Below are 23,915 nucleotides of genomic sequence, written 5' to 3' on the forward strand. Positions count from 1 at the left end.
GTAGTCGGTGAGCGAAATATTACGGAGCCACGCCGTGCCTAATCGGTTACGGTAGCTACAATCACACCAGGCTGGGTGAAAGTGAGTACGTCATCTAGTGCTGATACCCGACCCCATGTTGTGTGAATTGTGCTGAGCGACGTCGGTATCTTGAGTTGTGTGTGTGCTTGGCGGGCAAAGGCAATCAGAACCGAACCGCGCCTGAGCCACCCCGATAAGCCATCCTCGCTTATGACGCACTTAGTAGCAGAGCGATCTCCAGAAGCTAGATCAGGTAGTGACTTACGTAATTTGATGAGCTCGCGAACGAAAGCACGAATTGCTTTATGTTCGCCCGTTACTGCCTCCGTCCAGTTCAGTTTTGATTGAAGGAATGCTTGTTCATCTTGCGGATCAACCATCGTTTGCTTCTCGCTATAAACAGATGCAAGATCCCACGATTCAAACTCCTTCTCGCGGCCTTCCTTGATGTACCGACCGATTTCTGGGCCGTGGTCAGTAAAGAACATAAACGGGGCAGAAGCAGCCCACTCTTCGCCCATGAAAAGCATCGGGGTGAACGGCGAAAGCAGAATCAGAGTACGAGAGATAGCAATATCTGATATTGGTAGGGAATGTGAGGGGCGATCCCCAACGAGCCGGTTTCCTACTTGGTCGTGGTTCTCATCAGAAACGACGAAAGCATGGCCAGAAATATGGGCAGGCAATGGGTGTCCGTGGGGTTTACCTTCGAAAATCGAGTATTGACCGGTTCTCGTAAAACCATTTGTTAACGCTTTTTCCATCGTGGTAGGGCTGGCATGATCGACGTAAAACGCATTGGTTTCTCCCGTGAGCCACACGTGAATGGCATGGTGCACATCGTCAACCCACTGCATGTCCATTCCCCAGCCGTTAGCGTCCACAGGCGAGACCGTTGCTGGATTATTGGAATTGTTCTCTGCGATGACAGTGATACGACGGCCAGCTTGTTCAGCGTAATTGTGTATTGCAGTTGTGAGCTCAGCAAGGATATGGGTGGGCGATTCGTCAATGAAAAAATCCGTAGCATCGAGGCGTAGCGCATCAAATCGGTAATCTCGTACCCACATTAACGCATTGTCAACGAAGTATTGGCGCACATGGGGTGCTCTTACACTATCAAAATTAACTGCTTCACCCCATGGAGTATGATGTTTGCCAGTAAAGTACGGGCCAAATTGTGCAAGATAGTTGCCATCTGGGCCAAAATGATTATAAACAACATCTAAACACATCGCGATACCGCGATCGTGCGCTGCATCGATGAGCGCTACGAGATCCTCCGGTGTGCCATAGTGGTGGTTGAGTGCAAAGATTGACACCGAATCGTATCCCCAGCCGCGGGTGCCTGGAATCGGGTTGATGGGCATTAACTCGATGGCATCGATACCAAGATCTACCAGTTCATCGAGCTTATCGATTGCTGCGCGGAACGTACCCTCGGCGGTAAACGTACCAATATGGAGCTCATAGAATACAGCTCCACGTAGGTCTGGGCAGTCCCACTGCTGCGCGGTAAAAGTAAAATCCGCAGGATCAACAACGACGCTTGGACCATGCGCACCTTCAGGCTGACACATCGAACGTGGATCTGGCAAGAGAAGATCAGCGCCATCAAGTTGAAGCTGGTAGCGAGTACCTGGCTCAAGGTCGATCGACCAGTGATCATCGTCAGTTGCCATAAGACGATGTTTCCTACCGTCAACAACGGCATCTACATGTGAAGCGTGAGGTGCCCATAGAGAAATAATCATGAATCTTTCCTGACAAAAACGCCGACGGGGAATCGCCCGGTGATATCTGAAAGTAGTTGGGTACCGCCAGAAACTGTTTCCTCAGTGAGAATATTTGTCCAATCGCCCTCCGGTAAGACAACGTTGTGCTCGGCGTTGTCCATCAACCCGATCGATCTCATGGCGACAGTGATAAGGAACGGTTTATCGTCGATAGTTCGCGAAAAAGCAATGGCATGACCGGTAGAGACAGGAAGTGGCTGGTATCCGACGAGGGCAGAAGCCATCTGCGGGTATTGGGCGCGTAACCGAGTCAACCGAGACGTCAGCCAGAGTTTTTCGTCATCGAGATCCGGGCTATTAGGAAGGCCACGTTCGTCAAGATCACGCAGAGTTTCATGGAGCGCATGAAAATCTATCGGTCGACGATTATCTGGATCAACAAGTGAGTTCTGAGTGATTTCTTCGCCTTGATATAAGTCAGGAACGCCGACGATGGTGAAATGCAGAGCACACATGCCAAGGATATTTGCCCTCACCGCAGGAAAAATCTTCGCCCAAAAATCCGTTAGTGATTGGCGCACGTGCGCATTTTCGCAAATGGCATGGGCGTAGCCGAGCATCTCGTTCTCAGCGGACTTGTCTTGCTCTGTCCACGTCGTCCAGGATTTTTGTTCTCGGGCAGCTTTCAAGAGATAAGCATCAAGGCGCTCAGTATTGATAGGACCATCGCTAGTCCAGGTCCCAATTATTGTTTGCCAGATAAGATTCTCGAATTGACCATCAAGCTGGATAGGTCGCTCAGGCTCAACGATTGCCCGTAGACGATGAACCAATGCGCTCCATTCTTCGGGGAATTGAGTAAGCGCGGCAATAGTGGCACGCACATCCTCGCCTCGCTTCGTGTCATGAGTTGAGGTCACTATTCCAGAAACGGGCCATGCTCGATGCATATAGGTTTGCCAACTGTGGAAAGAATCCATGCTACAAACCATATGATGGGGATCCCCACCAACTTCGTTTGCTGAGACAAGTGCTGTGTAGCGATAGAAAGTCGTATCTTCAACGCCCTTTGCCATAACCGCGCCACAGACTTGCTGGAAACGCACGATCGCTTCAAGACGACCATCTTCATGTGTGCGACCGGCTGAACCGATCTCGTTGCCCAGCAAAATATCTACGACAATATCGAGAGTTTCGTGGGAATCTTCATCGAGGAACGTTCTGGCTTCATTGCCTGCCTCGCGCAGAACACGCTCGTCGTTGGCAGACGGCCGTTCACCTGGAACAACGTAGGCTCGGTACTGAGACATATGTACGATAAGTTCACAGACTACATCGAAAATCCGTCGGAAAGTATGATCTCGCAATCTAACATCGGCATGGCATACTTGTGCAATGAGAGTGCTGAGCCGATGGACCTCGGCATATAACGACGTCGAAACTATCTGGCGCTTTGCTGCAATCTCAGTCGTCTTCACACTGGCAGTCGACTGCGAAATCTCCGAATATAGCTGAGTAAGCGGACCGATTCCGCCGGACTCGGTAAATAAACCTTGTACGCGGCGCAATGCGTCGTATCCAGTTGTTCCCGAGCATTGCCAATCATCGGGCAGCTCTTCATCACCAACAAGAATTTTCTCCGCAACTAGCCATGCCCCGCCAGTCGCTTCATGTAGATGGCGGAAATACTCTCGTGGATCAGCGAGGCCATCGGGATGATCAATACGGAAGGAATCAATAAGCCCTTGATCCATCAAATCCAACAAGAGGGCATGGGAAGCACGAAATACTTCCGGTCGTTCAACTCGGATCGCGGCAAGAGTATCGACGTCGAAGAAACGTCGGTAGTTTAATTCTTCGTTCGCTACCCGCCAATAAGCTAAGCGGTAGAATTGCCTTTCAAGCAATTCGGCAAGTGGTAAGGATTCCGTACCGGGACGAACTGGGAAAATATGGTCGTAATATCGTAGTACTGCCATCGGCCCATCAGCTTCAAAACCTGGAACCACCATGGTGTCTAGTACTAATTCTCCTTCAGCAAGTACTCGACCAATTCGTTGCCCCAAAACTGGCAGAAGCAGTCCATTGCCGTCATCGGCAATCTCCACATCGAACCAATGAGCATAGTCAGATTCGGTGCCATCGCGTAGGACCGACCACAGCGCCCGGTTATGAAAAAGCGGTGTGGGGACAGCCATGTGGTTAGGAACGATATCAACCACTACATGCATGCCGGCGTCGTGGATAACCTGCGACGCTCTTGTGAAACCGGCTAGCCCGCCGAGCTCATCGGATATTTTTGCATGGTCGACGACGTCGTAGCCATGCGTTGAACCAGGTGCGGCTTGGAGAATCGGAGAGAAGAAAACGTCGGTTACTCCGAGTTGTTTCAAATAAGGTACCACATCGCAGAGCGAATCAAACGTGAAATCTGGAGTTAATTGGAGCCGGTAAGTTGTTACTGGCTGATGCTTACCCGCAGATGGAACATGTGAATGCGAACGCAGAACTGAGTTAGATGACATGAATTCTCCTTGGACTATCTCCGTTATTCTAACCCGTGACCGTTACCGTGAAGTAGCTATCAGCTCATTGGGGAAAAGTTTGCGAGTCAGACACACTTTCCGCCACGGTAGTCGATGAGAACGGCAAAGCAGAGGTTTTGGCCGCCACACGAGCGATATCAGCTTGAGCTTCCGGAGCCAACGAGCGAACGAAAATCTGAACACTGCGCTGGGGAACATCGAACGTATCGCCTGGCTTGAGGGAGGTAGCAGAACCAAAAAGCTCGGCTGTTGAGAATGAAAGTTGCCAAGGCTGAACAAGCTGAGACTGTGGAACCGTAAACGTTAGATCCTCTTCTGAGGCGTTAAAAACGATGAGTAAATCGTCATCGACTATTTTTTCGCCTCGCATACCAGGCTCCTGAATCCCACTGCCGTTGAGCCATAGCATGACGGAGCGAGCAAACCAGGTGTCCCAGTCGTCATCTTGCATCTGTTCGCCATCGTGACGTAACCACAAAATGTCGCCGCGTTCCGAGGTGCCTCCGTGAAATGCTGAGCCGAGGAAAAAACGACGACGGCGAAGCGTCGGGTGGGCACGGCGGAAATGGATTATAGCGCGGGCAAAATCAAGAATTCGTAGAGCTTCGTCGTCGAGATCCCAATCCATCCATGCGATTTCATTATCTTGGGCGTAGGTATTATTGTTTCCACCCTGCGTACGCCCTATTTCATCGCCGTGGCTAATCATTGGAACTCCTTGGGAAACAAGGAGCGTTGTCAAGAAATTTTTGATCTGTTGAATGCGGAGCTCGCGGATAGAGGTTTCACTTGTCGGACCTTCAACACCGGAGTTCCATGAACGATTGTGGGATTCTCCGTCCATGGAGTTTTCGCCATTAGCCTCGTTATGTTTTTCGTTGTAGGTCACTAGATCGCGCATGGTGAAACCATCGTGAGCAGTAACAAAGTTAATCGATGCAAAGGGACGTCGACCCGAATGTTCGTAAAGATCTGATGAACCGGAAATGCGGGAGGCAAATTCCGATAGGGTGGAAGGCTCACCGCGCCAGAAATCTCGAATCGTATCGCGGTACTTACCGTTCCATTCAGTCCACAATGGGGGGAATTCTCCGACGTTATAGCCGTTTTCGCCGATATCCCAGGGTTCAGCAATAAGTTTTACCTGAGAAATCACCGGATCCTGCTGGATGATATCGAAGAATGACGAGAGCTTGTCAACAGCATGGAGCTCACGAGCCAATGTAGAGGCAAGATCGAAACGGAAACCGTCGACGTGCATGTCCAGAATCCAGTATCGTAGTGAGTCCATGATGAGCTGCAAGGAGTGCGGGGAACGCATATTAAGCGAATTACCCGTTCCAGTCGTGTCGAAGTACGATGCCTTATCCTCGGGAACTAAACGGTAATAGGACGCGTTATCAATACCTCTAAACGAGAGCGTTGGTCCCATGTGGTTACCTTCGGCAGTATGGTTATAGACGACGTCGAGGATGATTTCGATATTGGCTTCGTGGTAGGCCTTAACCATAGATTTGAATTCATCAACTTGCTCGCCGCGGGTGCCGGCGGCGGCATACGTGTTTTGTGGGGCAAAAAATCCTATCGTATTGTAACCCCAATAATTCGATAATCCTTTGTCGATTAACGAGGTGTCATTGACGAACTGATGAACTGGCATCAGTTCAAGTGCGGTGATTCCGAGTTCTTTCAGGTATGAAACCATCGCTGGATGTGCCATACCCATATAGGTGCCACGAAGCTCTTCTGGGATGTCTGGATGAGTCATCGTCATGCCTTTAAGGTGGGCTTCGTAGATGATTGACTCGTGGTACTCATGGGCTGGCGGACGGTCATGGCCCCAATCAAAGTATGGGTTTATAACCACCGAGAGCATCGTGTGCCCAAGAGAATCTTGTTCGTGGCGATTTTGCGGCTGGTGGAAGTCGTACGAGAAGTTTGCTTGATGATTTTCTACCTGTCCATCAATTGCTTTGGCGTAGGGATCTAGCAGTATCTTTGACGGGTCACAGCGATGGCCGTTTTCGGGATCGTAGGGGCCAGAAATACGGTATCCATAGCGTTGACCGGGACGAATACCGGGAATGTAACAGTGCCAGACGAAGGCGTCCACCTCTTCCAAAGCGATACGTTCTTCATTGAGATCGTCGTCTATGAGGCACAGTTCAACACCTTGAGCGACGGATGAAAAAATCGCGAAATTAGTGCCGGTACCGTCGTAGGTGGCACCAAGTGGGTAGGGTTTTCCTGGCCATACTTCCATTTTTTCTCCCTTATGCAACCGAAGTGCTTTTATCTTAGTCTACCGCTCACTCGTGTGGTGTGTTCGGTAAAAAGATCGGCCGGTGCCTCATAGTGAGATATTGCGCGGTAGTGAGGATACCGAGGAACGCTAAAAGGCCAAGAACTGAAGCAATAAAGATATAGGCAGGCGTATAGAGCGCATGATTTCTATTCGTTGTGGGGCGGAAACTATTTGCTGGAAGATGGTCAACAATTCCGTTGACCTCCCCGGTGTTATCAAAGATCTCGTGGGCTCGCTCAAGGGTTCGAGGTATGCGGGAAATGGAAGCTTGTTGTGGGGCGGGGGCGATCTGCGCTGGTGATTCATTGTCCGCACTCGGCTCTATCGTTATGACAGGGTCGGGATCTGGCCATAATGGTGTCGGTTCAAGCGTAAGGTCAAGAGTAGGACTTGTTGGAAGTGCAAGTAAAACTGTAAACAAAAGGGGAGTAAAAACGTGAGACATCGACTACCGTCTTTCACTGGTGAATCGCAAACTTGTGGATGCAGATATGAGTATATTCTAGACCAGTGTGACGTGAAAATAGTAAATCCCGCGTAGAAAACGCGGGATTTACTAGTGGGCGGTACTGGGTTCGAACCAGCGACCTCTTCGGTGTGAACGAAGCGCTCTACCACTGAGCTAACCGCCCGCTGAGAAAACTCTCTTATCGAGGATACGACGATAAGGTTATAAATGCCAGTGCGGCGCACGTGGTGCAGGTCATGTTCTGGTGATTGGACAAGCAGGGTTGAAAGTGGCTATATTTATTGAGCGTCGCAAACGAGTTTGTGACAGCCCAGCGGATGTAGCTCAGTTGGTAGAGCATCACCTTGCCAAGGTGAGGGTCGCGAGTTCGAGTCTCGTCATCCGCTCGATGGCCGAGCAGGTAACTGCTTACCACGTGGTGGGTTGGCCGAGAGGCGAGGCAGCGGCCTGCAAAGCCGTATACACGGGTTCGAATCCCGTACCCACCTCAAATACTAGGGCGATTGGCGCAGTGGTAGCGCGCTTCCTTGACACGGAAGAGGTCACTGGTTCGAACCCAGTATCGCCCACGGAACCGGCTAAGTTTCACTTAACGGTTGACTGCGGATGTAGCTCAGTTGGTAGAGCATCACCTTGCCAAGGTGAGGGTCGCGAGTTCGAGTCTCGTCATCCGCTCGAATGCATTATGGAGTAATGCAGGGTAGGACTCATATAGTGAGTCCATTTTTATTGAATATGGGCGATTGGCGCAGTGGTAGCGCGCTTCCTTGACACGGAAGAGGTCACTGGTTCGAACCCAGTATCGCCCACGAAAAAGCGAGGAACAGGTTTCTGCTCCTCGCTTTTCTTATACTTGCAACTCTACTGTACTCATGGGCTTGGCCTCTAGCACTCCACAACGTTGACGGATACACCTACGTGAACGGCTAGGCCGCCCAGTGCAGTTTCCTTATACTTCACCTGCATGTCGCGCCCGGTTTCACGCATAGTGACAATGACGTCGTCCAACGAGACCACGTGCGAACCATCCCCGTTGAGGGCGGTACGAGCCGCAGTGATGGCCTTGACTGCAGCAATAGCGTTACGCTCGATACACGGAATCTGCACTAATCCACCGATTGGGTCACACGTCAGGCCAAGATTATGTTCCATAGCGATTTCGGCTGCATTTTCCACTTGTGCAGGAGTTCCACCCATAACAGCTGCACATCCAGCAGCTGCCATGGAGCAAGCAGACCCGACTTCGCCCTGGCAACCGACTTCGGCTCCAGAGATCGACGCGGTGTTCTTAAAAATCATGCCGATAGCTGCTGAAGTGAGGAGGAAAGTTTTTACGCCTTCCCAATCCGCACCGTCAATAAAGTCACGATAGTAATGTAAAACAGCTGGAATAATGCCGGCAGCTCCGTTGGTTGGTGCGGTAACAACACGGCCACCAGCCGCATTTTCTTCGTTGACGGCCAACGCATAAAAGCTCACCCAATCTAGCGTGCTTAGCGGATCGGTCGTTGCTTCGTTTGTCAGTTTGCGATACAACGCCGGTGCACGACGCAGGACCTGCAGGCCGCCAGGGAGGCGCCCTTCAGAGGTAGCGCCGTTGCGGACGCATTCTTGCATCACTTCCCACACGGCTCGCAAATCATTATCGGTCTCTTCGGCAGTGTGCATCGAGAGTTCATTTGCGTATGCAATTTCGGCAATTGATTTACCTTCGCGTGCGCAATGATCCATCAGCTCCGCGCCTGTTTCATACGGGAATGGCACATCGTTTGTTTCACATACGACTGGATCAGCGGGGGAGACGTCGCCAGAAACAATAAAGCCGCCACCGACGGAATAGTACACTTGCTCGGCTAGCAACTCACCGGCGTCGTTCCACGCTTCGAGCCGCATGCCGTTTGGATGTCCCGGCAGTTCATTGAGACCATCAAGAATAATGTCATTGTTGTGAGAGAAAGGGATCTCATGAACGCCACCGAGCTTGAGATGGCCGGTGACTTGAACATCAGCTACCGCAGGCGCCACCGCTTTCGGGTTGACGCTTTCCGGAATTTCTCCCATCAAACCCAACATGACGGCACGGTCTGTACCGTGGCCAACACCGGTTGCACCGAGGGAGCCGTTGAGCGTACACCGAACGCGGGCAACATTAGCGAGATCGTCCCCCAGGAGTTCTAAAAACTCAACTGCTGCACGCATTGGACCAACCGTATGCGAAGACGAAGGACCAATGCCGATTGAAAACAAATCAAAAACACTCAATGCCATGGAACCAGAGTAGTAGAGATAAGTATCCGCCGCTAGGTAAGTAATATCTCTATTTCAACTACCGTCATAAGTGAACCATTTTTGATAGTGACGTAAACTGGAGGAGATACAACAATGCCGAGCACCCTCGTATGGTGAACGGAAGACTCAGGAGGCTCAAGTGAAGCTCAATATTGATGGTGAAATTCGCGAATTCGACTCGGCGATGAGCGGGATCGAATTTTATTCTCAGCAGCGCTCGATTATCGCGCTGCGTGTAGACGGAGTGTTGAAGGACCTCAGTACTGATCTCACCTCACTTCCAGACGGCGCAACAGTTGACGGTGTTGATATTAGTGAAGAAGATGGTCTCAACATCTTGCGCCACTCGGCTACCCACGTCTTAGCGCAAGCTGTGCAACAGCGTTTCCCGGATGTTAACTTGGGCATCGGACCGTTCATCACTGACGGTTTCTACTACGATTTCGGCAATATCGCTGCGGTTACCCCCGAGATACTTAAGCAACTCGAAAAAGACATGATGCGCATTGTGAAAGAAGGTCAGCGGTTTGTTCGCCGTCCGATTAGCGATGATGAAGCCCGTGTTGAACTAGCAAACCAGCCGTACAAACTCGAGCTTATTGCGCTCAAAGGTGGCACCGACGCACAAAGCGATCAGGCTGCCGAGGGAGCTTCCATCGAGGTTGGGGGCGCAGAACTCACTATGTACGACAACGTCCGTCGCAACGGTGAAGTCGTATGGACTGATTTATGCCGTGGTCCTCATCTACCAACGACGAAGCTCATCGGAAATGGCTTTGCCCTTACTCGCTCGTCTGCTGCGTACTGGCGTGGTGACCAGGCCAACGATTCCTTACAGCGTATTTACGGCACAGCTTGGCCGTCGAAAGATGAATTGCGCGCATACCAAGAACGTATTGCCGAAGCTGAGCGACGCGATCACCGTAAGCTTGGCACTGAGCTAGATCTGTTCTCCTTCCCTGACGAAATCGGTTCTGGTCTTGCTGTTTTCCATCCCAAGGGTGCGGTTGTCCGTATGGAGATGGAAAACTACTCACGACAAAAGCATATCGAGGGCGATTACTCCTTCGTTAATACCCCGCATATTACTAAGGGAAACTTGTTCGAAGTCTCAGGACACCTCGATTTTTATGCCGATGGTATGTACCCACCCATGCATATGGATGAAGAGCGCGATGCTGACGGTAACATCACTAAGCAAGGCGCTGATTACTATCTCAAGCCGATGAACTGCCCGATGCACAATTTGATTTTCAAGTCCCGTGGCCGTTCATATCGAGAATTGCCATTGCGACTTTTCGAATTCGGTACAGTGTACCGCAACGAGGCTTCCGGCGTGGTTCACGGTTTGACTCGTGCACGTGGCTTCACTCAAGACGATGCGCATATTTACTGCACCCGTGACCAGATGAAGGATGAGCTCACACGATTGTTGACCTTCGTTTTGGATCTACTGAAAGATTACGGTCTCGACGATTTCTATCTCGAGTTGTCGACGAAGAACCCGAAGAAGTTCGTCGGTGACGACGACGTGTGGGAAGAATCGACTCGTACTCTCCAAGAAGTTGCTGAGGCTTCCGGTCTGGAACTTGTTCCTGATCCTGAAGGAGCAGCATTCTATGGTCCAAAAATTTCCGTTCAGGCTAAAGATGCGTTGGGACGCACCTGGCAGATGTCCACAATCCAGCTTGATTTCAACCTTCCAGAGCGTTTTGACCTGGAATACACAGGTCCTGACGGCGAACGCCATCGCCCGGTTATGATCCACCGCGCCCTATTTGGATCGATCGAACGGTTCTTTGGTGTGCTCACCGAACATTACGCCGGTGCTTTCCCAGTTTGGCTAGCCCCAGTTCAGGTGCGTTGTGTACCAGTGGCCGATGCGTTTAACGATTACCTCGATTCAGTCGCACAGAAGTTACGCGCTCATGGCGTACGTGTCGAAGTCGATAAGTCCGACGATCGCTTCCCGAAGAAGATTCGTAACGCATCAAAAGACAAGATTCCATTCACACTGATTGCCGGTGGCGAAGATATGGAAGCAGGGGCTGTCTCCTTCCGTATGCGTGACGGTTCGCAAGATAACGGAGTGGCAGTAGATGATGCTGTTGCTCGAATCGTCGAAGATATCCGAAACCATTCAAATCAGTAGGGAATCCGATGCTTTCTCGCAGTGGTCGACCATTTGCTCAGCTCGTTTTTGGTCCAGTTGCTAGATTATTTGTCCGCTTGGGCATTAGCGCCAATATTGTGACCTGGGTAGGAACTATCCTCTCGTGCTTTTCCGCACTATATTTCCTGCCAAACAATATGCTTATCACTGGTGTTGTCCTTACCGGTGTGGTGCTAGTGTTCGACAATCTTGACGGGCAGATTGCGCGACTGACAAAAACGAGCTCAGCATGGGGTTCGTTTCTGGACTCAACGCTTGACCGAGTCACCGATGCGGCGGTATTTGCATCGATCGCAATCTGGGGTTATCTTCACGGCCAGGCGGATGTTGCGCCATGGGTGATGGGAGGTGCAATTGCGGCTGGGTTAATTGGCAGTGTTGTTCCATACGCGCGAGCAAAAGCAGAAAGCATCGGTTGCTCGGCAGCCATTGGTTTCGCCGAGCGGGCAGACCGCCTCGTGATGGCGGCTATCGTGACAATAGCCGTTGGTGTCGGAGCCCCCCATTGGGTGATGGCTATCGGTATGTGGGCGTTGGCCTTATTGGCAGCAGTCACGGTTTTGCAACGCATGTTGTATGTGCGTCAGCAACTTCAAGAACGCGGTGAGTGATGAAGCCGCAACATATATTCTCACTTATTGATTTTGCTGCTCGAAATCTGCCGGAGGCAGTCGCACGGACGGCATTTTCTGCGGTGGGTAGTGTTGCCGGCCTGTCTGGAATTTCTGGTGTGAGTCAGCTACGCAAGAACTACCAGCGCGTGCTTCCGCTCAGCGGAAAATTGGCCCAACGACGTCGTTCGGCTACGGCTATGCGTCATTACTTACGCTACTACTATGAAGCGTTTCGATTGCCATACCTTAGCGCCGAGCAGATCGATGCTCGGGTTTCAGTTGAGAATATTGAAACACTCCGCCAAACACTAACCACTGGATCGTGTACCGGTGCGCTGATGCATATGGGTAATTGGGATTTGGCAGGCGCATGGGCAACGAGGAACCTTGCGCCAGTGCACACAATCGCCGAAAAGCTCGAACCAGAAGAAGTTGCAGAGCAATTCTTAAATCTGCGTCGTAATTTGGATATGGTTATTTACCATGCGGTCAAAGGCGCACACGTGATCGACCAGCTCACAGCCGATATGAAAAATGTGCGCTGTTTCGTTCCGTTGCTGTGCGATCGTGATCTGAGCGCTAGTGGGGTTGAAGTCAGATTGTTTGGTTCTCCGGCACGTGTTGCTCCGGGGCCAGCGATTTTAGCGTTGCGTGCGGCTACCCCACTCTTCCCAGTGATCACGATTGCAGAAAATTTCAAGAATGACAGGCAACGGGTTCGTCGAGCTGGAACATCGTGGGGAATCAAAGTGATTGTTGGCGATCCAATTTATCCCCACGCATCCGCCGAGGCATCTACTGCCGAGCGAAACGCCGATGTACAACGAATGATGCGCGAATGGGCTGAAACAATGTCTGCGCTGAGTGCCAAGCATGTGACACACTGGCATATGCTGCAAAAGGTCTTCGTCGCCGATCTCGATCCCGAGAGGCTAGCAAAAACAGTAGGGGAGTCGCAGTGAAAATTGGAATCGCATGTGGTTATTCTTGGGACACTGCAGGTGGTGTCCAGTTCCATATTCGGGATCTGGCACAAGAACTTATTCGCCGCGGACATCACGTGAGCGTTATCGCGCCCTCTGAACGCCAGCCCGGACAAGATGGCCTAGAGGACTTCGTTTATCCGGTAGGAGCCGCAATCCCTATCAAATACAACGGATCAGTTGCTCGGCTGTCCTTCGGCCCAAAAGTCAACCGCCAAGTGCGTGCCTGGCTGCGCGAGCAAGAACTCGATGTGCTCCACGTCCATGAACCATTCACGCCATCAGTTTCGATGCTGGCCATGATGAGCGCAAATTGCCCGGTTGTTTCTACCTTCCATACCGCAATGGACCGGTCGCGGTTAATGTCAATTGCTTCCCCGTTTTTGATTCCGATGCTAGAAAGGCTCCAAGCACGTATCGCGGTTTCTCTAGAAGCCCGGCGCACTGCAGTGCAATATCTTGGTGCTGATGCCTGGGTGATTCCCAACGGTGTTTATGTCGATTCTATGGCCAACCGTTCGTTAGATTCGCGCTTTACCGGAACCGAACAGGCTCCGACGCTCAGTTTCCTCGGCCGCCTCGACGAACCTCGTAAAGGTCTACCTGTGGTAGCACAAGCCTTTGACAAAATCCGGCAAGCTTATCCAGGTGTGCGGTTATTCGTCGCTGGTAAAGGCGATATCGACCAAGCAAAGAGTTTGTTTGGCTCCGATAGCGAGGCAGTTACCTTCCTTGGCCCGATTTCCGATGAAGACAAAGCCGCGCTCTTAGGTAGTACTGATATTTATTTGGCACCAAACACCGGTGGGGAATCGTTTGGAATTATTTTGGTGGAGGCAATGAGCGCACAAGCATCAATTGTTGCCTCAGATATTCCAGCATTCCGGGCAGTGCTCGACGACGGACGTTACGGTGCGCATTTCGAAAATGAAAATCCGACGTCGTTGGCGGACCTAGTTATTGAAGCGTTAGCTGATCCGACAGCTCGTCGGGAACGCGCAAAGGCGGCTAGTAAAGCAGCTTGGCGTTACGACTGGAGCACGGTCGCCTCCCAAATCCTTACGGTCTATGAAACAGCCTTAGCAACTGCTGCACTGAAAGTGGGTGAATGACGGTGTTGTTGTTTTATACGGTTGGGGCTAGCCTGGTTGTGATTGCTATCGTCGCCGGCGTCGTGATTTCGACGAAGGCGCGGCGTCTTGATGCCTTGCACAAAAATATTTTGCGTTCTCGAGCTGCGTTAGAGAACGCGTTAAATACGCGCGCACGCGTAGCCCAAGAGGTTGCGCACAGTGGCGTCCTAGACCTCGCTGGAAGTGTTGTTCTTGATAGTGCGGCCCAGGAGGCAGGCGATGCGGCTGGCTATATTCTTGTCGATGATGGGCTTGATAAGATCAATCTGCATGGTTTAGACGATTCATCGATAATATTACTTCATCACGGAGGCCCTGATCGTTTGGCTCTAGAATCTGAGTTGTCTCGAGTCTTGCGCTTTACCGTTGATGAACTAGACGAAACTGATCATGTGGGCTATGAGGACATCATGACAAAACTTCTCCGTGCGCGCCAATCCGTTCGGTTAACACGTAGATTCCACAACATTCACGTTGCAGGGGCGCGACGTATTCGGCAAAGTCCACTTGCTAGGCTGTTTCGGATTCACGGATATGCCTCATGGCCGCAAACGATAGATCTTGACGATGAGTAAAACTCATCGTCACATTCTGCCACGCCAACATGGCGTAAGTTTTTATACACAACTTATTTTCTTAGGCTTTTTGGGAGGAATTTCTTTTCTCGAAATTCTGCCAGCCTTAGCTCAGCCAGCTGGAATATCTGCCGCCGTTGTGTCAGCTGTCTGGGCGTTGGTGCCGGTAGTCTTTACGCTGATGCTGGTGTGGATTATCGACTATTGGGAGCCAGAGCCTTTATGGCTTTATGGATTCGCATTTTTGTGGGGTGGGGGTGTCTCAGTCGTTATTGGTGCCTTCATTAATGATTTCGCATCTTCGCGGCTAATTCCCCAGTTAATTAATGAGGGAGCAACTGTCTATGATATCTCACGGTACACGGCGTCCTGGGTTTCGCCGTTATCTGAAGAGGTAGTCAAAGGTTTCGGTATTATCCTGATTTATGTCGCTTTTCGGCACTACTTTAATGGTCCAATCGATGGAATTGTCTATGGTGCCTTGATAGGCGCCGGCTTTGGCTTTACTGAAAATATTTTGTATTTTGTGCGTAACTATGACTTTCTCGCCCAAGTCTTCACGGTTCGTTTCCTAGACGGGCCGCTAAGTCATGACACCTACTCGGCGCTCTTCGGATTTTTTATTGGGTTTGCGGAATTTTCACATAAACGTTGGGCCCTTGTGCGGTGGTTGGTTCCAGCATTATTGAGTGCGGGATTCTTCCATTTCATCAATAATGACGCATTGAATTGGGAAGGGATGACGTATACGAAATACAAGATCCTCACTAATGTTCCGTTGGCTGTTGTGGCGTTGATTATTGTTATTTTTGCGCGTTTCTATGAAAAACAAACCGTTGTCGACGGTCTCGAACCTTACGTGCGTGGTGGATTGGTCGCACGCCATGAGGCGAAAATGATTGAGCAGGTGAAGTATCGCCGGCAAGCCATAGTCTGGGCAGAGTATCAAAGTCGCAAGTTTGGTGCGCCAGAAGGTGTAGGAGCACAAGCAATGCGGCAATTCCAGCAAGTTGTTATCCAGCTCGGTCATGAAACTAATCGATTAAGTCGAAGTCAATCAACGATTAGTGATTCAGAACAAGCATATCTGCAATCCTTACTAAGCAAAATCGAGAGTTTACGTCGAATCTTTACGACACGATAGGGAAAATATGGGCGTTGTAAACGAAGAATTTGAAGAGTGGCCGTTGAACGACGAAGGGTACCCCTATCGTCGCGCTGCCCGAGTAATAGTCCTTGACTCACGCAACCGAATCTTTTTAACGCTAGGGCATGACATCGACAACGCTCATCTTAAATGGTGGTTTACTCCGGGCGGAGGACGCGAGGGGGAAGAGACAGCGACGCAAGCTGCAGTGCGCGAGTTGTTCGAAGAAACTGGTCTTAGGATCTCCATTAAACGTCTGCACGGACCGGTCATCATGCGGTACACAACTTTTAGATTTCTTGCTAAAACGCGTAAACAAGACGAAGAATTCTTCCTGCTGTACGTATCCGATTCTGAAGCACAGCTGCTGGCAGCGGATAAAACTAGTGGTTGGACCGCGCTTGAACGTAAAGTCCTCGACGAACAACGCTGGTGGGATATCGACGAACTAGATAAAGCACAACGCGCCGGTATCCAGGTCTATCCACAAAACCTCGTTGAATTAGTTCGCGGGTGGAAAGACGGCTGGGACGGGAAATGCCACACGATTATTGAAGAATAGTAGTTGAGGTTTTAGGTAACCACTGAATGGTTGTACAATGCCTAAGTAGATTTCGTAACAGAAGGGGATATCCGTGTCAGGACACTCTAAGTGGGCTACCACAAAGCATAAGAAGGCAGCGATCGACGCAAAGCGTGGTAAGTTGTTTGCCCGCCTGATCAAGAACATTGAAGTTGCTGCACGTACCGGTGGCGGCGATCCTGCTGGAAACCCAACTCTTTATGACGCAATTCAAAAGGCAAAGAAGAACTCGGTTCCTGCAGATAACATCGATCGCGCAGTTAAGCGTGGATCAGGCGAAGGTGCAGATGCCGTTAACTACGAAAACATCATGTACGAAGGCTACGGCTCGAATGGCGTAGCAATTTTGATCGAATGTTTGACTGACAACCGCAACCGTGCGGCTTCCGATGTTCGCGTGGCTTTGACTCGTAATGGTGGAACACTTGCCGATCCGGGTTCAGTTTCCTACATGTTCTCCCGCAAGGGCGTTGTTGAAGTTCCGAACAATGGCGATATTTCTGAAGACGACCTCCTCATGGCCGTTTTGGAAGCCGGCGCCGAAGAGGTGACGAACGAAGGCGATGTCTTTGAGGTCATCAGTGAGCCAAACGACGTCGTTGAAGTTCGTAAGGCGTTGCAGGCTGAAGGTATCGACTACAACTCTGCTGAAGTTCAGTTTGTACCATCAATGAAAGTGCCGATTACTGATGTAGAAACGGCAAATAAGCTAATGAAGCTTATTGACGCACTCGATGATGTTGACGATATCCAAAACGTCTACTCCAACCTTGATCTTTCTCCTGAGGTTGAAGCAGCTCTCGCTGAGGAAGACTAAGTGCGAATTCTCGGTATTGATCCGGGACTTACGCGTTGTGGCATCTGTGTTCTCGATGCAGGGCCAGCGCGCAGACTGTCTTTAGTATCCGTTGGTGTGGCACGTACGGACCCGCAAATGGCGCCGCACCAACGGTTACTTGCCATTTCAAACGAAGTAGAAGAAACCATTAAGCTCCATCGGCCTGACGTGGTGGCAATTGAGCGCGTTTTCGCACAAGACAATGTGCGTTCAGTGATGTCTACCGCACAAGTCGTCGGAATCGTCTCCTTGGCTGCCGCGAAAGCTAGTTTGCCGATCGGCATGCATTCGCCGTCGGAGGTCAAGGCAGCGGTGACCGGAAACGGTCGCGCGCAAAAAATTCAAGTGCAGATGATGGTACAACGGATCTTAGGTCTTGAAAAGCTTCCTCGACCGAAAGATGCTGCGGACGCTATTGCAGTAGCAATTTGCCATTCTTGGCGCGGCGGCGCTCAAGCGATCGTTGAAGTGGATCGTTCTCAGCATGGCGGTGCCGGAATGTTGCCGCGCGCCGAAGGTGCTGATTTGACTCCAGCTCAAAAAGCTTGGGCAGCTGCAGAACGTATGTCGCGTCGACATGGTGCAGTCAAGCCTTCGTGATAGACTCTTCAAACAGATGTTCGAAAGGGTGTTGACGTGATCGCTAATGTACGGGGAACTGTTCTCGCAATTGCTGCTGCCTCAGCAGTGATCGAGGTTAGTGGAGTTGGAATGCAGATTTTTGCTACTCCCGCAACGCTTGCCAGCTTGCGTATCGGTGCGGAAGCGAGTGTGGCTACAACACTGATCGTGCGTGAAGATTCGCTTACGCTTTACGGATTTGCTGACGCTGATGAACGTGACGTTTTCGAAATTATCACGGGCGTTAGTGGCATCGGTCCGAGAACTGCGTTAGCTGTGTTAGCAACATTGAGTCCGGATGAGTTGCGCGATGCAGTGGCTACAAAGAATGAGAGTGTGCTCACTCGAGTGTCGGGCATTGGGAAAAAGGGTGCGCAGCGCATGATTCTTGAATTGGGGACTAAGCTCGGTCCCGCGCAGCGATCAGTTCCGGCAGGGCACTCCACACCAGTAGCAGCTACAAATGCCGACGTTCTCGATGCGCTTGTCAATCTTGGCTGGGCAGAGCGTGAAGCCGCGCCTGCAATTGAGGAAGCCATGGTAGTCGAACCCGGCGCCTCTGTCGCTCAGCTCTTGCGCCTTTCACTACGAATATTGGGATCACGGAGATAATCGATGGAATGGAACGATATCACCGACAATCAGGCATCGGATACGGAGCGTGCGCAAGAAGCCGCTTTGCGCCCAAAACGCCTCGAAGAATTTGTCGGCCAGTTGGTTGTTCGCGAACAGCTCTCTCTAGTTTTAGACGCCGCGATTGCACGTGGAAAAGCTCCAGATCATGTGCTGTTGTCTGGCCCGCCTGGACTCGGTAAAACTACGCTCGCCATGATTATTGCCGCAGAAGTTGGCGGCGCCCTGCGCTTAACTTCAGGACCAGCTATTCAGCATCCAGGTGATCTAGCCGCTGTCTTGTCATCGTTACAAGAAAATGATGTACTGTTTATCGATGAGATTCACCGCCTGGCACGTACTGCAGAAGAGATGTTGTACCTGGCGATGGAGGATTTCCGAGTGGACGTTATGGTGGGTAAAGGTCCTGGCGCCACATCTATTCCATTGGCGTTGCCACCTTTTACTGTGGTGGGTGCTACCACCCGTGCCGGAATGCTTCCAGCCCCGCTGCGTGATCGGTTTGGCTTCACAGCATATTTGGATTACTACACGCATGACGAGCTAGCAACGATCGTCGAACGAAATGCCCGTAAACTCAACGCAGAACTTTCCGCAGAAGCCGCGCTCGAAATCGCCTCGCGCTCACGGGGTACGCCACGAATTGCTAATCGACTTTTGCGACGCGTGCAAGATTGGGCCCAAGTGCGTGGAACCGGCTTGCTCGATGTGGCAGCTGCACAAGCCGCTTTGGATGTTTTCGAAGTTGATCTACGCGGCCTGGATAGGCTTGACCGGGCAGTTCTTGAAGCACTCTGCCGGCGCTTTAATGGCGGGCCAGTCGGGTTAACCACTCTTGCGGTATCAGTTGGTGAAGAACCAGAAACAATCGAGACAGTGGCTGAACCATATTTAATGCGCCAAGGTTTTATATCTAAGACGCCACGCGGCAGAATCGCCACGCGGATGGCGTGGGAACACCTGGGACTCACGCCACCGGAAAATACGCTGTTTCAATGATGATAAGAGTTTCCAGTTGCGACGGCGATGCTCCACCACATTTCATGGTGCCGCGAGTTTTCTGCTCCCTAGGGTCCAATAGTGTGGTGTTGTACTAAATGGCAGTGGCTTATGCGAATGGGGAGCGCAAGCGGGTACAATTACCGTTGTATAGTGTCTCCACCACGAAATGAGCTCAGCGCTTTATGGAATTTATTATCATAATTATCGTCATGTTAGCCTTCTTGATGTTCACATCGAGATCTGCACGCAAGGCGCAACAAAAACAACAGGAACTTCGTGACCAAGCGGTCGTCGTTGGGAATAATGTTGTGACTGCGTCTGGTTTCTTTGGACGAATTGTTGATATTGATGGAGATGCAGTCACATTGGAATCTCCGTCCGGTGACGAAACTGTGTGGATGCGCTCGGCAATTATGTCGCAGATGGATATACCACTCGCCACAGCTGATGAAGATGAAACGTACGACACTGATTCAGACCTATCTCACGAAGCTTCGCAGAGCGAAACATTCATTGAGGAAGAGCCAGAGTCGAGTGATAACCAAGGTTCAGCGTGGAAGTAACCACACTGAACTCTTAAAGACCACCAAGGAGTACACGCGTGCAGAATTCACGTGATGAACGAACCAAGGAAAGCAAGCCAATCGGCCGACTTATCACACTTTTTGTGATGATAATTGCACTATTCGCTTCCTTGAGCTTTGGGACCATGACAGGTCCGAAAAATAGATTCTTACCCGAGTTAGCTTTGGATCTGGAGGGTGGTACGCAAATCATTCTCACCCCGTCAACTACAGACGGATCTGAAGTCACTGACGAGGACGTCAAGCAGGCAATCGAAATTATTCGACAACGTGTTGACGCTTCGGGTGTAGCTGAAGCAGAAATCACCGCGCAGGGTGGCTCGAATATTATCGTTGCCCTCCCTGGTCAGCCAGATAAAGCAACGCTTGATTTAGTTCGAACGTCTGCGGTTTTGCGTATGCGTCCAGTCTTGTCTTACGCAGATCCTAATCCGATCACCAAGGAAGAGCTCGTTAAACAACTCGGTGATAAGGCTGAGGGCCTCGATGCGGGAACAATGACCGATGAAGAATACACAGCATCGGTGATGAAGCTTGCAGATGCTGACGGTGACGGAGAGCTTTCTGATCAACCGCTAACTACTCCGGCGAATGCTTCTGATCCGGCATGGATCACCGAACAGACTATTTACGATTCTCTGACGCTACAGTGTGGATCAAAAGACCAAGCAATTGCTGCGACCGGAGATGATCCACAGAAAGCCTTGGTGTCTTGTGAACCCGAACGCGGTGTGAAGTTCATTTTGGGGCCATCTGAACTCGAAGGCTCAACCATTTCTTCCGCAAGTTCTGGACCTTCGGTCAACCAACAGGGCCAGCCTGATGGCGGTTTCGCGGTCCATATGAATTTCGATTCGGAAGGCTCAGCGAAGTTCGCTGAGGTTACTGGCCGAATTTCAACGCTCCCATCGCCACAAAACCAATTTGCTATTGTGCTCGATGGACAGACAGTGTCCGCTCCTAAGACCGATAACGCAATCACTGGTGGACAGGCACAAATCACTGGTTCTTTCAAGGCTAAAGAAGCTGCAACCTTAGCAAATCAGCTAAATTTTGGTTCGCTTCCGTTATTCTTTGAGGTACAGTCTGAAGAGCAGATCTCGGCAACCCTGGGTGCCGAGCAGCTTGAGTCTGGTCTTATAGCGGGGCTATTCGGCATTATATTCATTGTCCTATATATGTTGTGGCAGTACCACGCACTTGGCGGAATCGCCATTGCTTCGATATTTGTTTCCACAGGCCTTTCATTGTTTGTGATTTCCTTCTTGTCGTGGACTATGGGATATCGCCTCTCGATGGCTGGCGTTCTCGGTATTATCATCTCCGTTGGCGTGACAGCCGATTCCTTTATTGTCTACTTTGAACGTATTCGAGATGAGATTCGTGACGGTCGCACGATTCGAAGCAGTATCGAACACGGTTGGGATCGAGCACGCCGCACAATTATTATTTCCGACATCGTCAACTTGGTTGCTGCATCGGTTCTCTTCATCCTTACGGTGGGATCGGTACGTGGATTCGCATTCACACTCGGTGTTACGACTGTACTCGACCTTATCGTCGTCATGATGTTCACATATCCAGTTATGCACTACCTTGGCAAGACGCAGTACTTCGGTGAAGGTAAGCGTGGATCTGGACTCGATGCTCAAAAGCTTGAGCAAACACCGATCTACCGTGGTCGTGGCTACACCCGTACCGTCCCGGCTAAGCAAACCCGTAAAGTGCGAGCTTCAAGCAATGCTGGTGACGATGTTGAGCTTCATGACTATGAGTATCCTGATGCTCGGTTTGTCGACCAACATGAAACGCTAGCCCAGCGCCGAGCGCGTGAACGACGCGAGCGTAAAGCAGTGCAGGAAGGAAAGAACTGATGTTTTCAATGTATAAGGTCGGTAATGACCTCTATACCGGGCGTTCTTCGGTTAACATCATCGGGCGCCGCAAGATATGGCTGTTACTAGCGTTAGTGCTCATGGTGATTTCTCTTCTGGCTTTTGCTGTCAAATCCCCGAATACGGGCATTGAATTCCGTGGTGGATCACAGTTCACTGTTTCAGGAACGGCAAACACGTCGCACCAGCCAGCGTATGATGTTATCAAAACGGTTGGGAAAGATGATGCCCCTCGCGTTGCGAACCTCGGATCTTCATCTATCCGTGTCCAAACCGTTAAGCTTGATGATCGGCAAACGCAGGAAGTTCGTGAAGCACTAGCTTCGGCGTATCAGGTTCAAGCTACAGATGTCACGTCCACTTTCGTTGGCCCATCATGGGGAGCAGATATCCTTTCCAAGGCTATTCGGGCAATGATTATCTTTATGGTTCTCATATCCCTCGTGCTTACCATTTATTTCCGTTCATGGGCGATTGCGGTTGGTGCCAATGGCGCATTGGTCCACGACTTCATCATCACCCTAGGAGTTTACTGGTGGGCCGGATTTGAAATTACTCCGGCAACTGTCATCGGTTTGCTAACTATTATGGGCTATTCGTTGTATGACACCGTTGTGGTCTTTGATAAAGTCCGTGAGAATACCGAAAATATCACCTCGCAATACCGTTATACATACGAAGAAACTGCTAATCAGGCAATGAATCAGAGTCTGATTCGTTCGCTGAACACCTCTATTACCGGTCTTCTTCCAGTATCTGCCATCTTGTTTATTGGCGTATATATTCTTGGTGCAGATACTCTCCGGGACCTTGCACTAGTGATGTTCGTTGGCATGCTATTGTCAACACTTTCTTCTCTCATCATTGCAGCACCATTGGCCGTATTCCTTGCCATGCGTAATCCCAAGATCCGCGAGCATACGGATGAAGTTTTACGTCGGCGTGCGCAGTTACTTAATGAAGGCCAGCAAGAAGAATCAGACCAAGCTACACTAGGTCAAGTAGAAGTTATCGCCGGTGGTCACCGAGGGCACCGCGCACAGCCAAAACGTCAGAAAAAGAGGAAGAAACGTTGAGCACTGAAAATATTTTCCCACAGGACGTTGTTGAGCTCGTCCGTTCCCATGTTCGTGAAGTCCAAGATTTTCCGGCACGTGGTGTTCTTTTCCGAGATATTACCCCACTGATTGCTGATCCTCAGGGTTTTACCGCGCTCATCGACATGATCGCTGATAAGTACCGTGGCAAGGTAGATGCGGTTGCTGGTCTAGAATCACGTGGCTTCATCCTCGCAGCTCCATTGGCTGTCGCGCTTGGCGTAGGAATGCTAACTGTTCGCAAAGCCGGTCGCCTGCCTGGACCGGTCGTCGGAATTGACTACGATCTTGAATATGGCTCAGCGCGTATGGAACTGCAACCTTTCACCGTCGAAGATGGGCAACGTGTGCTTGTGCTCGACGATGTTCTTGCCACTGGTGGAACAGCCGGTGCTGCGTGCGATTTGATTCGCCAAGCTGGTGGCGATCCGGTCGGCCTGTGCGTACTCATTGAACTTACCGAGTTCCAGGGACGAAACTATCTTGGCGAAGGCGTCGAGGTCGATTCTGTACTGCAGTACTAATCGGCACATTATTGTCAGCTCACTTTCCGTCTTCCGGCCAGTCTGCTGATATGAAGATGCGAGGCAGATCAACTGCCTCGCATCTTCATATCTTAGTAATAAGATAGCTATGAATATGAGTTAGAATAGGATATTACAAGGGTTTAG

General features: G+C 50.7%; 20 protein-coding genes and 6 tRNA genes. 21 read left to right on the forward strand and 5 right to left on the reverse strand.

Annotated features, from left to right (window positions below):
• Positions 1-38: 38 nt before the first annotated feature.
• The 3 genes from treZ to glgX form a co-directional block, all read right to left on the reverse strand.
• Entirely contained in the window at positions 39-1,775 is a 1,737-nt protein-coding gene (gene treZ / locus JTE88_RS04035; protein ID WP_204425555.1) for a malto-oligosyltrehalose trehalohydrolase, read from the reverse strand.
• Positions 1,772-4,282 (reverse strand): malto-oligosyltrehalose synthase, encoded by a 2,511-nt coding sequence (gene treY / locus JTE88_RS04040; RefSeq protein ID WP_204425556.1) that lies wholly within the window; start codon positions 4,280-4,282, stop codon positions 1,772-1,774. Before treY ends, treZ begins: the two co-directional genes overlap by 4 nt.
• 64 nt (positions 4,283-4,346) lie before the next feature.
• On the reverse strand, positions 4,347-6,566 hold the full coding sequence (glgX, locus tag JTE88_RS04045; RefSeq protein WP_204425557.1) for a glycogen debranching protein GlgX: 2,220 nt from the start codon (positions 6,564-6,566) through the stop codon (positions 4,347-4,349).
• 181 nt (positions 6,567-6,747) lie between these two features.
• Between glgX and JTE88_RS04050 the strand changes: the two genes are divergently transcribed.
• A complete protein-coding gene (locus JTE88_RS04050) occupies positions 6,748-6,909 on the forward strand; it encodes a hypothetical protein (RefSeq protein WP_204425558.1) in 162 nt (53 codons plus the stop codon).
• A 259-nt stretch (positions 6,910-7,168) separates the two neighbouring features.
• Here the strand turns inward: JTE88_RS04050 and JTE88_RS04055 are convergent.
• A tRNA-Val gene (locus tag JTE88_RS04055) sits at positions 7,169-7,240 on the reverse strand.
• A 150-nt stretch (positions 7,241-7,390) separates the two neighbouring features.
• On the opposite strand from JTE88_RS04055, the gene JTE88_RS04060 reads away from it, so the two are divergent.
• The 5 genes from JTE88_RS04060 to JTE88_RS04080 all read left to right on the forward strand — a co-directional run bounded on the left by JTE88_RS04060 (position 7,391) and on the right by JTE88_RS04080 (position 7,886).
• Positions 7,391-7,463 (forward strand) — tRNA-Gly (locus JTE88_RS04060).
• Positions 7,464-7,494: 31 nt separating this feature from the next.
• A tRNA-Cys gene (locus tag JTE88_RS04065) sits at positions 7,495-7,565 on the forward strand.
• A 9-nt stretch (positions 7,566-7,574) separates the two neighbouring features.
• Positions 7,575-7,646 (forward strand) — tRNA-Val (locus tag JTE88_RS04070).
• Positions 7,647-7,679: 33 nt separating this feature from the next.
• A tRNA-Gly gene (locus tag JTE88_RS04075) sits at positions 7,680-7,752 on the forward strand.
• A 62-nt stretch (positions 7,753-7,814) separates the two neighbouring features.
• Positions 7,815-7,886: transfer RNA gene (locus JTE88_RS04080), tRNA-Val, on the forward strand.
• A gap of 76 nt (positions 7,887-7,962) precedes the next feature.
• Here the strand turns inward: JTE88_RS04080 and JTE88_RS04085 are convergent.
• Positions 7,963-9,345 carry an L-serine ammonia-lyase gene (locus JTE88_RS04085; protein ID WP_204425559.1) on the reverse strand — a complete coding sequence of 461 codons (1,383 nt, stop codon included), beginning with the start codon at positions 9,343-9,345 and terminating at the stop codon, positions 7,963-7,965.
• 205 nt (positions 9,346-9,550) lie between these two features.
• Here JTE88_RS04085 and thrS point away from each other — a divergent pair, with 205 nt between their 5' ends.
• The 15 genes from thrS (at position 9,551) to JTE88_RS04160 (ending at position 23,768) form a co-directional block, all read left to right on the forward strand.
• A complete protein-coding gene (gene thrS / locus JTE88_RS04090) occupies positions 9,551-11,518 on the forward strand; it encodes a threonine--tRNA ligase (protein ID WP_239519584.1) in 1,968 nt (655 codons plus the stop codon).
• Positions 11,519-11,526: 8 nt separating this feature from the next.
• Positions 11,527-12,150, forward strand: coding sequence for a phosphatidylinositol phosphate synthase (gene pgsA, locus JTE88_RS04095; RefSeq protein WP_204425561.1), 624 nt, complete (start codon positions 11,527-11,529; stop codon positions 12,148-12,150).
• Positions 12,150-13,115: a phosphatidylinositol mannoside acyltransferase gene (locus tag JTE88_RS04100; RefSeq protein WP_204425562.1), complete on the forward strand. Its 966-nt coding sequence runs from the start codon at positions 12,150-12,152 to the stop codon at positions 13,113-13,115. Before pgsA ends, JTE88_RS04100 begins: the two co-directional genes overlap by 1 nt.
• Entirely contained in the window at positions 13,112-14,248 is a 1,137-nt protein-coding gene (locus JTE88_RS04105; RefSeq protein WP_204425564.1) for a glycosyltransferase family 4 protein, read from the forward strand. Before JTE88_RS04100 ends, JTE88_RS04105 begins: the two co-directional genes overlap by 4 nt.
• The gene (locus JTE88_RS04110) at positions 14,245-14,844 is read left to right on the forward strand and encodes a hypothetical protein (RefSeq protein ID WP_204425566.1); all 600 of its coding nucleotides are present in this window, start codon (positions 14,245-14,247) and stop codon (positions 14,842-14,844) included. The genes JTE88_RS04105 and JTE88_RS04110 overlap by 4 nt, the downstream gene beginning before the upstream one ends.
• Positions 14,837-15,988, forward strand: a complete 1,152-nt coding sequence (locus tag JTE88_RS04115) for a PrsW family intramembrane metalloprotease (RefSeq protein WP_204425568.1) — start codon at positions 14,837-14,839, stop codon at positions 15,986-15,988. Before JTE88_RS04110 ends, JTE88_RS04115 begins: the two co-directional genes overlap by 8 nt.
• A gap of 7 nt (positions 15,989-15,995) precedes the next feature.
• A complete protein-coding gene (locus tag JTE88_RS04120) occupies positions 15,996-16,553 on the forward strand; it encodes an NUDIX hydrolase (protein ID WP_204425570.1) in 558 nt (185 codons plus the stop codon).
• 73 nt (positions 16,554-16,626) lie between these two features.
• On the forward strand, positions 16,627-17,391 hold the full coding sequence (locus JTE88_RS04125; protein WP_204425572.1) for a YebC/PmpR family DNA-binding transcriptional regulator: 765 nt from the start codon (positions 16,627-16,629) through the stop codon (positions 17,389-17,391).
• Positions 17,392-18,012, forward strand: a complete 621-nt coding sequence (gene ruvC, locus JTE88_RS04130; RefSeq protein WP_204425574.1) for a crossover junction endodeoxyribonuclease RuvC — start codon at positions 17,392-17,394, stop codon at positions 18,010-18,012.
• 36 nt (positions 18,013-18,048) lie between these two features.
• Complete coding sequence (ruvA, locus tag JTE88_RS04135) at positions 18,049-18,645, forward strand: Holliday junction branch migration protein RuvA (RefSeq protein ID WP_204425576.1); 597 nt, start codon at positions 18,049-18,051, stop codon at positions 18,643-18,645.
• Between the two features lie 3 nt (positions 18,646-18,648).
• Positions 18,649-19,665 (forward strand): Holliday junction branch migration DNA helicase RuvB, encoded by a 1,017-nt coding sequence (gene ruvB / locus JTE88_RS04140; RefSeq protein WP_204425577.1) that lies wholly within the window; start codon positions 18,649-18,651, stop codon positions 19,663-19,665.
• A gap of 185 nt (positions 19,666-19,850) precedes the next feature.
• Entirely contained in the window at positions 19,851-20,231 is a 381-nt protein-coding gene (gene yajC / locus JTE88_RS04145) for a preprotein translocase subunit YajC (RefSeq protein WP_204425578.1), read from the forward strand.
• Positions 20,232-20,269: 38 nt separating this feature from the next.
• The gene (gene secD / locus JTE88_RS04150) at positions 20,270-22,126 is read left to right on the forward strand and encodes a protein translocase subunit SecD (RefSeq protein WP_204425579.1); all 1,857 of its coding nucleotides are present in this window, start codon (positions 20,270-20,272) and stop codon (positions 22,124-22,126) included.
• The gene (gene secF / locus JTE88_RS04155; protein WP_204425580.1) at positions 22,126-23,223 is read left to right on the forward strand and encodes a protein translocase subunit SecF; all 1,098 of its coding nucleotides are present in this window, start codon (positions 22,126-22,128) and stop codon (positions 23,221-23,223) included. The genes secD and secF overlap by 1 nt, the downstream gene beginning before the upstream one ends.
• Positions 23,220-23,768, forward strand: coding sequence for an adenine phosphoribosyltransferase (locus JTE88_RS04160; RefSeq protein WP_204425581.1), 549 nt, complete (start codon positions 23,220-23,222; stop codon positions 23,766-23,768). Before secF ends, JTE88_RS04160 begins: the two co-directional genes overlap by 4 nt.
• The last annotated feature ends 147 nt before the right edge of the window (positions 23,769-23,915 follow it).

The organism is Arcanobacterium phocisimile (assembly GCF_016904675.1).
In the GTDB taxonomy this organism is placed as follows: Bacteria; Actinomycetota; Actinomycetes; order Actinomycetales; family Actinomycetaceae; genus Arcanobacterium; species Arcanobacterium phocisimile.